Raw genomic sequence first — 11129 nt, forward strand, 5'->3', positions numbered from 1 at the left:
GTCCGCATCGCGTATAGGGGCCCACGTGAAGACGCTGCGCATGGCATCAGGCACGCCCGCGAGCAGTCTGGCGAAGCTGGCGGGAATCTCAGCTTCGTTGCTCTCGCGCGTGGAACGTGGTTTGGTTTCGCCTTCGGTAGAGACCTTAGATCGGATTGCCGAGGGCTTGCGCGTGCCGGTGTCACGCTTGCTGAGTGACCAAGGTCGCCGCATGGACTTCTGCCACGTGCCAGCTGGGCGCGGCCTTGCGGTTGAACGGATTGGTGCCGATTCAAACTATAGGTATGAGCTGCTTGGTCACCTCTTGTCGGGTAATCTGTTCGCCGAGCCCTACCTTGTCACTCTCTTACCCGATGCCGAGCCCTGCATTACGCTTCAGCATCCAGGTGTGAAGTTCCTGTTTTTCCTCTCTGGTCGGATTGCGTATCGTTGTGGCAATAAAACGGTGTCGGTGGGAGCTGGAGACTCCCTGCTGTTCGACGCAACTTCGCCGCATGGTATCGAAGCAGTCGACAGCGGCCCGGTGTCATACCTGTCTGTGCTGCTAGCTCTGCGCGACTGAAATTAAGTCATTGATCGCGCAGTCCGACGCTCAAGGTACGTCTCGTCAGAAAATCGCTGCGGCTTCTGAGGCGTCCGTGGTCAAGAGCTCCTGCACTCCGCTCGACAACCGCCTGCCCGCGGCTCTTTGCTCGCTGACGATCGCTAGTGCAGGCGCAGCGGAACTCTTTCAAGCCTGTGGGCGTGGTCCTTATCCAGTCTTCGCATCGCTTGTGACAGTTCGGCATGCCGAACTGTAGGTCCCGAGCCGGCGACAGCGTTACTGAAGTCATGCGAAGCGCAAAACAAAAAGTCCGCCGCCTGTAGACCAGCGCGCGAAGTCGGGTTGTTGTAGCTCAGGCGTCTGGTGGGCAAGAGCGGCCTCGCTTTGAGGCGCGCCTAGCAGTCGCTTCTCAGAAGTTCCGGCGCGTGCTCAGAGCCTTCTCAATCTTGCGATCCGTTTTGTACTGACTCAGCGCATACACCGCCCAGATCGCAGCCGGAAGCCAGCCGATTAGGGTGATCTGCAAGATCAAACAGATGATGCCGGCGATCGGACGGCCGATCGTGAAGAAGGCGACGAAGGGAAGAAGGATGGCCAGGATGAGACGCAAGATGTTTCTCCGTGGTTGGTCTAGACATGATCCTGCCAAAGGACTGGCCGGCCGACCATAGCTTCTCCTCACGATCTATCCACCCACCGGGGTGCCAGTGGTCGGCATCTCCGGCGTAGATCGCGAGAGGGCCTTAGCACGGCTTGAATGCGGCCCACAGGTTCCAGGCAGTCGCGCGCTGAAAGCCGCATGAGGCGGGCCATAGCATCACACCAAAATCGCGACGCCAGCGTGGCTTGACTGCGCATCGCTCACGCTCCCATGACCGGCTGATCGTCGATCCGATGGAACCCACCCGCTTGAGCCTCTCGGACGAGCGAGCCTCGTGCCGATTTCCGCCGCCGTCCACCTCAGCTCTGCGCGATCCAGCGATCAGCTGATAGACAGCCAAGCCTGCCCTAAAATCTGGCCTGACTGGCTCTCGAAGGCGTTCTGCGGTTTGGCCCAGCCCGAGCCGTCCATCACGCCTCCCCCGATGATCAGACCCGCGAGGGCGCGGAGGGCATCCTGCCGTCGGTGTCCGTGAACCCGTACTCCTGCGCCAGTTCTGCAACCAATTGCAGTCGACCGCTCTTTTCCATGATCGCTGGATCGGCCGCCAGGCCGACCACTGCCCGCCTCGCGAACTCGGACGACTTGACGCTTTCCATGATCCGCTTGGCCAGTGGTGCTGGGACCCGATCCGGCTGAGCGAGGAACTTCTCGCTATTGACAAAGCCGGGCCAGATCACGACCGCGGCGACGTTGAAGGGCTTGAGGTCGTGAGCCATGTCCTTGGCCATCTTGTCGACGCCGGCCTTCTGGACACCAAAGGGCACGCCGAACGTGTAGCGCACAGCGCCGCCCGAAGAGGTATTGACGATCAGTCCCTTGCGGCTGGCAATGTAGTGCGAGCGCTGTCCCACGCGCAGCAGGTCTTCCCAAAGGCCGTCTTCGAGTTCGCAGAAGGGGACGTTGGCATATGAGACGGGGCCGCAAACACGTTGTTCACCAGGATGCCGATCGCTGCGTTTTGCTCATCGTGCACACGCTCGAAGACGCGCTTCACACTGCCGTCGTCGCCATGGTCGCAGACGATCGGGGCTGTCACGGCTTTGAAGCAGCCACTGGCACTGTCGGCGGCGCAGGTGTTGCCGTCGCACCGGCCATGGGAGCCGGATGCGTTGATACCTCGTGGCGCACCAAGCGATGCTGGGCGATCTCGCGCGCCGATTCGGCGATCGCGTCCGCATTGTTCCGCTATCCGGCGATGCAATCTCGGGACTTATGAGTTGCCCGTGGCGTTCTCTTGCGTCAAGAGCTTCTCGGCCCTTGATAGGCAGAAAGTGGCCGTCGGATCGGCGCTGCGCAGCCGCACGCGCCTGCGACGCTGGCGAGCCTGCGCGAAAGAACATGCTCTTGTTGGTTACCAATCGTCGCGCTTCTTCCCAGACGTCGGCGGCACACGGCGCATCGAATTCGCTGCGCCGTGGCTTACCCTGAACGGACTTAGAGGTCCATGCCACCGGGAGGCGCAGCGGACGCCTTTTGCGGCTTGGGCATTTCCGCGACCGTTGCGTCGGTCGTGAGAATCAACCCAGCGATCGACGCCGCGTTCTGCAGCGCTGTTCGCGTGACTTTGGTCGGATCGACCACGCCGAGTTCAACCAAGTCGCCGTATTCGCCGGTCGCGGCGTCGTACCCGTGATTTCCCTTGCCTTCGAGCACCTTGGCCACCACCACCGAGGGTTCCACACCTGCATTCGCGACGATGGCACGCAGCGGTGCTTCAAGCGCGCGCAGCGCGATGCGGATACCGGCGTCCTGGTCGCTGTTGGCGCCCTTGAGCCCGGAGATCGCGGCGCGCGCGCGCAGCAGCGCGACGCCGCCCCCAGGCACGATCCCCTCGGCCACCGCCGCTCGCGTGGCGTGCAGCGCGTCGTCGACGCGGTCTTTCTTCTCCTTCATCTCGACCTCGGTGGCCGCGCCCACGCGAATTACCGCCACGCCGCCCGCGAGCTTGGCAACACGCTCCTGCAGTTTCTCGCGGTCGTAGTCGCTCGTGGCCTGCTCGATCTGGGCCTGAATCGACTTCACGCGCGCATCGATGCGCTGCTGATCGCCGCCGCCGTCGATGATGATGGTGTTCTCCTTTTGCACCTCGATGCGCTTGGCACGACCGAGGTCTTCTAGCGTAGCTTTGTCGAGTTGCTTGCCGGTTTCCTCGGATATCACCGTGGCACCGGTGAGCACCGCGATATCCTCGAGCATTGCCTTGCGGCGATCGCCAAAACCTGGCGCCTTCACGGCCGCCACCTTCAGCACGCCGCGCATCGAGTTGACCACCAGCGTCGCGAGCGCCTCTCCCTCAACCTCCTCGGCGATGATCATCAGCGGCTTGCTAGCCTTGGCGGCGGCTTCGAGCACCGGCAACAGCTCGCGGATGTTGGAGATTTTCTTGTCGTGCAGCAGCACGAACGGATCTTCGAGGTGCGCGACCTGCTTCTCGGGATCGTTGATGAAGTAAGGGCTCAGGTATCCGCGGTCGAACTGCATGCCCTCGACCACGTCGAGTTCGTTGTCGAGCGACTTGCCGTCTTCCACGGTGATCACGCCTTCCTTGCCGACCTTCTCCATCGCGTCGGCAATGATCTTGCCGATGGCTTCGTCCGAATTGGCGGACAGTGCTGCCACTTGCGCGATTTCCTTGCCGGTAGAGATGGGCTTGGAGAGGTTGTGCAGCTCGTCGAGCACTGCGGCCGTGGCCTTGTCGATGCCGCGCTTCAGGTCCATCGGGTTCATGCCCGAGGCCACGTGCTTCATGCCCTCCTGGACGATGGCTTGCGCTAGCACCGTAGCAGTAGTGGTGCCGTCGCCCGCCACGTCGGCGGTCTTGGAGGCGACCTGCTTGACGATCTGCGCGCCCATGTTCTCGAACTTGTCGGCAAGCTCGATTTCCTTGGCGACCGACACCCCGTCTTTCGTGATGACCGGCGCGCCGTAGCTGCGCTCGAGCAGCACGTTGCGGCCCTTCGGCCCCAACGTGACTTTCACGGCGTCGGCAAGGATGTTCACGCCCGCGACGATGCGCTGGCGGGCATTGTCGTGAAACTGAACGTCTTTGGCAGTCATTTTTCGATTGCTCCTTCTTGACTCAACTGTTCATGAAATAGACTCGCACTCGCGGCTTTTTCAGGCCACGCGTTTGAGGCTGCTGCGTTCCGGCGCCTCAACGACGGCAAGGACATCGTCCTCCCGCAGCACCAGCAGTTCCTCGTCGTCGATCTTGACGGTCTGGCCTGAGTACTTGCCAAAAAGCACTCGATCGCCGGCCTTCAGATGCAACGGACGAAGCGTGCCGTCAGCAAGCAGCCTCCCCTGGCCCACGCCGACCACTTCGCCTTGCTCGGGCTTCTCGGCGGCCGAATCCGGGATCACGATGCCGGAGGCTGTCTGCCGCTGCTGCTCGATTCGTTTGACGATCACTCGGTCGTAAAGAGGATGAAGTTTCATGTTCGATCTCCTAAGCGATAAAGGTCATCAATGGAACACACGCCACCCGGGGGCGGCGCGATGATTCCGCTTCTCTCGCCGGCGTGCAGGCGCCGGCGTGCGAGAGCTATGGGCTTCGGCGCGCGTGTTCAAGAGGTCGCGGCCGCGGTTTTTTTGTGACTATTGTTTTCAGCCGGACCCCAGGACCGGTACGTTCGCGTGCCCGAGGCGGTACACGATTCGCTGCGGCCCCGGGCCGCTTGCGAGGCCGGGGACCACAGGGCACGGCAGCGTGCGCCCGCCCGAGCTGTCGAGCGTGTCGTCGGCGTCTTCCGGAATGGCGGACCAGATGCCGCCCTTACGCGGTCTGAACAGCCAGCGCACATAGCCGCGGCGGCTGGCCTCGCGCAGCATCTGGTCGCGGTCGGACGCCTGCGCCACCGCGTGCTCGCCCGCGCCACCGTTGCCCGCTGCGGCATCCTCCTCGTCGGCATAGCCGAAGGCACGCAGGGCCTCGCTGACTTCGGTTGCCGGCGCGCCCAGCCGCCACCAGGGCGGCCGTACTATGCGCTCCAGGTCCCATGCGCCGAGTTGCCAGGCGGCTTCGAGCAGCGCCTGCTCAAGCGTGTCGGGGCGCTCGCCGGATATATCGAGCCTGGCGATCGACAGGGGCACCGGCCGCCGCGGCAGTTCCACACCTGGCATCTTCAGCGGCGTTTGCCGCAGGAAGCCATGCCAGTGCAGCGACAGCAAGGCTGCGTCAGGGTGCCGCGCGACGCTCGTGACCGTCACCGCATAAAGCGGCAGGCGCATTGCAGCCGAATGCGCTGTGACGGTTTCGAAAAGGTTCATCCGTACCTCCACAAAAACAACAACGAATCCAACAACCGGACCGCTTTTGAATGTCCGGCAGCGCCGAGGTTTCCACAACACGGGGCTCTTGAAAAGTGCGGCTCCTGCGGCCATATTCCGCTCCGGAAGCGTGCCTTCCATCTTCGCCCTCATCCTTGTTTATTCATTCCCTTTCGAGGAGATTGTCTTGACGATGAAGATCGCGCAGATCGCGCCTCTCTACGAAGCCGTGCCTCCGCGGCTCTATGGCGGGACCGAACGTGTCGTCTGCCACCTGGTCAACGCCTTGGTGGACCTCGGCCACGAGGTCACCCTCTTTGCTTCCGCCGACACTTGCACACGCGCCGAACTCGCGCCGATGCGTGCGCAGGCACTGCGCCTCGATCCGGCCCCGCTGAAGTCGGATCTCGCAAGCCATCTGCACATGCTGGGCGAACTGCGGCAGCGCGCACGCGAGTTCGATGTGTTGCACTTCCATGTCGACCTGCTGCACTTTCCCTTCTTCGAGGACATGGCACAGCGCACGATCACTACGTTGCACGGGCGCCTCGACATCGTCGACCTGCCGGTGGTCTATCGTCGCTGGAACCGCTATCCGCTGGTATCAATCTCGCGACACCAGCGCAAGCCGCTGCCGTTCGCCAACTGGCTGGCCACCGTGCCCCACGGACTTGATGCGTCGACCTACCGCTTCGAGCCCCGAAGCGGTGACTACCTGGCGTTCCTTGGCCGCATCTCGCCGGAAAAGCGGCCCGACCGCGCCATCGAGATTGCCCGCAGGGCAGGGCTGCCGTTGAAGATTGCGGCCAAGGTGGATGCGGCCGATGCGACCTATTTCGAGCAAGTCATCCAGCCGCTGCTGCGCGACAACCCCTGGGTCGAGTTCGTGGGCGAGATTGGCGATGCCGAGAAGTCGGCGTTTCTCGGCGGCGCCCGCGCGCTGCTGTTCCCCATCGACTGGCCTGAACCCTTCGGGCTGGTGATGATCGAGGCCATGGCCTGCGGCACCCCGGTGATCGGCTGGCGCTGCGGGTCGGTGCCCGAGGTCATCGATGACGGCACCAGCGGCCTCATTGTGGAGGACCTGGACCAGGCCGTGGCCGCGGTGCATGCGGTCGACCGGCTCGACCGGCGCCTCGTGCGCGAAGCCTTCGACGTTCGCTTCTCGGCCCGCGCGATGGCCAGCGCCTATGTGGCGCAGTACCGCCGCCTCACGGACCAGAAACACAGCAGCGGCGGCGCCATCGCGCAAGAGACCGCGCTTTGCAGCGAGTTCGCATGATCCATGAGCAGTGAGACATTCGCCAACGATCAGGTCGAGGCCGCGCCCGAGCGCGCGGTGCAGCATGCCTTTGTCCTGAAGGAAGCTGACACCTACCTCGTGATGGACGCCCATGGCGATATAGGTGGCGGCGTCGACGGCCTGTTCCATCACGACACCCGGATGCTATCGGCTTTCGCGCTAAGGCTGGACGGAACTCGCCCGTCGCTGCTGTCCAGTGGCGTGAGCAGCGACAACGTTTACTTCACCGCCAACCTCACCAATCGGCCGCTGCCCGTGCTCGGGTCCACCTCGACGCCGCAAGGTGTGATCCACTTGGAGCGCAAGCGCTTTCTGTGGGGAGCGAGGATGTTCGAGCGCCTGCGCCTCGTCAACTACAGCGACCAGCCCGCGCGCGTGCCGCTGGCCTTGCGCATTGCGGCAGATTTCCGGGACATGTTCGAGGTGCGCGGGCAGGTGCGTGCACAGCGCGGCGAATTCGGCCCGCCTGAGATCGGCGCCCGGGGCATCATGCTTGAGTACCGCGGCCTGGACGCGGTGCTGCGCCGCGCGTGCATCGATTTCTCAGAACCGGCGCAGCATCTGGACGCACAGTCTGCGATGTTCGAGGCCAACCTGTCTGCGCGCGGCGCGTGGACGCTGTATATCGAAGTGGGTACCGAACCGGCGCTGGTGAGCGCCGACCGTTTCCGGAAGGCCGGGGTGCAGGCTCGCTGGCGGATGCGTGCGCGCCAGCGCCGTGGATCACGCCTGCACGCGTCCGGGCGTCTTTTCCAGAGTTGGCTCGACAGGTCGCGTGCAGACCTCGCTCTGCTCACGACCGACATGGCGACGGGGCCCTATCCCTATGCAGGCATCCCATGGTTCTCCACGCCGTTTGGGCGCGACGCCATCGTCACAGCCTTTCAGACACTATGGATCGATCCTGCACTGGCGCTAGGAGTACTAAGGTTTCTTGCCGCGCGTCAGGCACAACAGACCTCCAGTTTTCGCGACGCTGAGCCAGGAAAAATAATGCACGAGACGCGCAGGGGCGAAATGGCGGCGGTCGAAGAGCTGCCTTTCGGCCAATACTACGGCGGCGTCGATACCACCCCGCTCTTTGTTGCATTGGCGGGTGCTTACATGCAGCGCACCGGCGACGCACAAGCCATTGATGGGATATGGCCTGCGTTGATAGCGGCCAGCGAATGGATGGAGCGCAGCATGGCGCGGCACCCCGCAGGATTGCTCGCCTACCAGCGCGGCGAAAGCAGCGGCTTGTCGAATCAAGGCTGGAAGGACAGCCATGATTCGATCTTCCATGCGGATGGCAGCTCGCCAGAAGGCCCCATCGCTCTGGTGGAGGTGCAGGGCTACGCCTATGCCGCTTTCCTCGCGATGGCTACCCTGGCGGAACTGCGCGCAGATCCGCGCGCCAGCCATTGGCGTCAACGATCGGTCCAGATCGCGTCGGCCATCGAGCGCGAATTCTGGCTGCCGACTCAGCAGTTCTACGCGCTGGCGATCGACAGTGGCAATCGGCCATGCGCAGTGCGATCGTCGAACGTTGGGCACCTGCTGTTTGCCGGCGTGCCGACGCCCGATCGGGCTGCTGCAATCACGCGAGGCTTGCTGTCGCCGGCGTTCGAGTGCGGTTGGGGCATTCGAACCCTGCCGCTGGAAGCCGTGCGCTTCAATCCGATGTCGTATCACAACGGCTCGGTGTGGCCACACGACCTGGCTCTATGCGCGGCGGGCATGGCGCGCTACGGCGAGCGCGTGGGTGTGGCTCGCATTGTGGACAACCTGTTCGAAGCGGCCTCGCATTTCGGAATGCGGCTGCCTGAGTTGTTCTGCGGGTTCGAGAGGCAACCGGGGCAAGCGCCCGTGGCTTATCCGGTTGCCTGTTTGCCGCAGGCCTGGGCTGCGGGCGCGGTCTTCATGTTGCTGCAAGCTTGCCTCGGTTTGAGAGTGGACGCAATCCGCAACACGTTGGAAATCGTTCATCCACGCCTTCCGACCGACATCGATCAGTTGCACCTGCTGGAGCTGAAAGTCGGCGAGAGCTGCATAGACCTGCACTTCGAGCGCATTGGAAAAGAGGGTGTCGTTGTCAATGCGGAGAACCGCTCAGAGGCTTCGAAACTTGAAATAAACCTGCGAATCTAAGACAAGTACCGGCGCTCACGAGCGCAGCTCAAGGGCGCCCGTGATGCGCTGGGATCTGAACGTACCGCAGCGCTGGACGATCGAGACGAGTGGTCGACGGGTGGGCCCGCTATGATCGGCGCAAGGAAGCCATCGATACCTTAAATCGGGGTGCCAGCGATGCGCAAACTCTTGACGATTAAAGATTCTTTTCAGATTTCTGGCGCGGGTTGGTTGTCGTTCCTTGTCCGAGAATCGACGAGTACGCAGGGCCGGAGGCGCCTCAGGTCGAGCTGCGTTTGCCCAACGGGGAAGTCTCGATCGCAACGCTCAGAATCGAACGTGCCTTTTTCTCTCCAGCGCCTTTGGAGCCTCGGTGGACCTGCGTCCTTCCAAGCGCATCAAGTGCGGAGGTTCCGATCGGAACCGAGATCTGGGTTCCGAAGAGATGTCTCCCGGACACCGACCGCTTCTAGGTACACATTGATCTATGAGCCGCATCGTGCACGCTGAGAACGGCCTGCAACGCTGCGGCGACTTCGACGCGCTCCAAAGCACCGCAAGGGCCCTTGTCGCAACGTCTGGAGCCTCTTTCGAGGCTGTTGTCGCTTTCAAGACACACCTCGGGTATGCAAGGCCAGCAATCGTCTCTTTGCGATGACCGGGTTGGTCAGCCCGAACAGGCTGATGAGATGCGCCTCGTTCTTTGCCAGACCCTTGTATCGCACCTTCTGTGCCGGAACAAGTTCTTCACGACATGGAACGGAGGCTCGGCCTTCGCACGCCCGCTGGCCTTCAACTGCTCGGCCTGCTCCGGCATCCGTGCCACTTGCGCGTGAGGTCCAACCTTCGCCGCTTGCCCGGCTGCATCGCCACATGCCAGCGCGGGCCTCGGGCTTCTTCGCGCCCGTCCTCGCCGCGGTAGCCCGCATCGCCGAGAGCATGCTGCTCGTCGTCGCGCAGCAGCGCGCCGGCCTGGCTAGCGTCGGCCGCGTTGGCAGCCGTGCCGATCACCGAACGCACCAGCCCCGAGTCGGCGTCCACGCCGATATCGCTCTTCATGCCAAACTGCCAGGCGTTTGGCCTTCTTGGCCTGCTGCATCTCCGGGTCGCGCGTCTTGCCCTCATTCTTCGTCGAGCTGGGCGCAGTGAAGATGGTCGCGGCCACGATCGTGCGGGCGCGCATCAGCACCCTTGCTCGGCGAGGTGCGCATTGATTTCCTCGAACTAGGCTGCTGCCGTTTCAAAGACACCTTGTTAAGGTGGAAGATGAAACCGGAGGTGGCTCATGGGAATGAGAAGGCAATCAGCCGAGAGTTCAAGCTTGAGGCAGTCAAGCTGGTGAAGGAGCGAGGCGAGTCGGTGGCGCAGGCTGCACCCGACCTCGATGTGCATGAGAACGTGCTGCGCAAATGGGTACGTGAGGCGACAGCGGACCCGCAGCAGGCGTTTCCTGGTCAGGGCGCGATGAAACCCGAACAGGCTGAGCTGGAGCATTTGAGGAAGGAGAACGTCAAGCTGCGCATGGAGCGTGACCTGTCGAAAAAAGCGGTGGCCTACTTCGCCAAGGAGTCGATGTGAAGTTCGGCTTCGTTGCGAAACACCGAGGGACGTGGCCGTTGGCAATGATGTGTGAGGCGCTCGGTGTCTCGCGAAGCGGCTTCTATGCGTGGCTCAGCAGGCCCCGAGGCCAACGCAGTCTGGAAGACGAGGTGCTCGGCAGCCTGGTGCGTCAGAGCTTCCTGAGCAGCGACCGCACCTATGGTCTCGGCGCGTGTGGCATGACGTGCTGGCACTGGGTCAGCGATGCGGATTGCACCGCATTGAGCGGCTCATGCGTGAGCAGGCCCTGCGCGCGAGGCCGCGACGTCGAGGCTTGCCGCAGGACCGAGGCCAGCGCAGCGCTATCGCCGACAACGTGTTGGACCGCCAGTCCAGGCTGGTGCGCCCAACCAGAAGTGGGTGGCCGACTTCACGTACATCCGGACGGCCGAGGGCTGGCTATATGCCGCTGCGGTACTCGACCTGTACTCGCGTCGCATCGTCGACTGGTCGATGCAGGACAGCATGACCACGCAGCTCGTTGCCGATGCGCTGATGATGGCAGTGTGGCGCCGGGGCAAGCCGGTCGCGTTGCTGCATCACTCTGACCAGGGAAGCCAAGGTGGATTCAACCGGTCGTCGCAACACCTTCAATCAAGGAGGTTTCTATGGGCCGACCTGCGGGTTGGATGCAGAAG

Annotated in this window: 8 protein-coding genes and 2 pseudogenes; 4 read left to right on the plus strand and 6 right to left on the minus strand. The window is 63.0% G+C overall.

The window, feature by feature from the left end; genetic code table 11:
- Window positions 1-25: 25 nt before the first annotated feature.
- Complete coding sequence (locus tag AC07RV_RS18875; RefSeq protein ID WP_444813993.1) at window positions 26-562, plus strand: helix-turn-helix domain-containing protein; 537 nt, start codon at window positions 26-28, stop codon at window positions 560-562.
- Window positions 563-953: 391 nt separating this feature from the next.
- On the opposite strand, the gene AC07RV_RS18880 is transcribed toward AC07RV_RS18875, so the two are convergent.
- From AC07RV_RS18880 to AC07RV_RS18900, 5 genes are all read right to left on the minus strand, one after another.
- On the minus strand, window positions 954-1154 hold the full coding sequence (locus AC07RV_RS18880) for a YqaE/Pmp3 family membrane protein (RefSeq protein ID WP_395345069.1): 201 nt from the start codon (window positions 1152-1154) through the stop codon (window positions 954-956).
- Window positions 1155-1633: 479 nt separating this feature from the next.
- A complete protein-coding gene (locus tag AC07RV_RS18885; protein ID WP_431513409.1) occupies window positions 1634-2059 on the minus strand; it encodes an SDR family NAD(P)-dependent oxidoreductase in 426 nt (141 codons plus the stop codon).
- A 583-nt stretch (window positions 2060-2642) separates the two neighbouring features.
- Window positions 2643-4265: a chaperonin GroEL gene (groL, locus tag AC07RV_RS18890; protein ID WP_395345073.1), complete on the minus strand. Its 1623-nt coding sequence runs from the start codon at window positions 4263-4265 to the stop codon at window positions 2643-2645.
- 60 nt (window positions 4266-4325) lie between these two features.
- Window positions 4326-4646, minus strand: a complete 321-nt coding sequence (locus AC07RV_RS18895; protein WP_395345075.1) for a co-chaperone GroES — start codon at window positions 4644-4646, stop codon at window positions 4326-4328.
- A gap of 168 nt (window positions 4647-4814) precedes the next feature.
- On the minus strand, window positions 4815-5618 hold the full coding sequence (locus AC07RV_RS18900) for a diguanylate cyclase (RefSeq protein ID WP_444813995.1): 804 nt from the start codon (window positions 5616-5618) through the stop codon (window positions 4815-4817).
- A 52-nt stretch (window positions 5619-5670) separates the two neighbouring features.
- On the opposite strand from AC07RV_RS18900, the gene AC07RV_RS18905 reads away from it, so the two are divergent.
- Complete coding sequence (locus AC07RV_RS18905; RefSeq protein ID WP_395347454.1) at window positions 5671-6759, plus strand: glycosyltransferase family 4 protein; 1089 nt, start codon at window positions 5671-5673, stop codon at window positions 6757-6759.
- Between the two features lie 3 nt (window positions 6760-6762).
- Complete coding sequence (locus AC07RV_RS18910; RefSeq protein WP_431513410.1) at window positions 6763-8910, plus strand: amylo-alpha-1,6-glucosidase; 2148 nt, start codon at window positions 6763-6765, stop codon at window positions 8908-8910.
- A gap of 590 nt (window positions 8911-9500) precedes the next feature.
- On the opposite strand, the pseudogene AC07RV_RS18915 reads toward AC07RV_RS18910, so the two are convergent.
- Window positions 9501-10116 (minus strand): annotated as a pseudogene (locus AC07RV_RS18915) (IS5 family transposase); the annotation flags it as partial.
- A gap of 42 nt (window positions 10117-10158) precedes the next feature.
- Between AC07RV_RS18915 and AC07RV_RS18920 the strand changes: the two are divergent.
- Window positions 10159-11129: pseudogene (locus tag AC07RV_RS18920) on the plus strand (IS3 family transposase); the annotation flags it as partial.

Source organism: Variovorax sp. GW821-FHT09B01 (assembly GCF_059418345.1).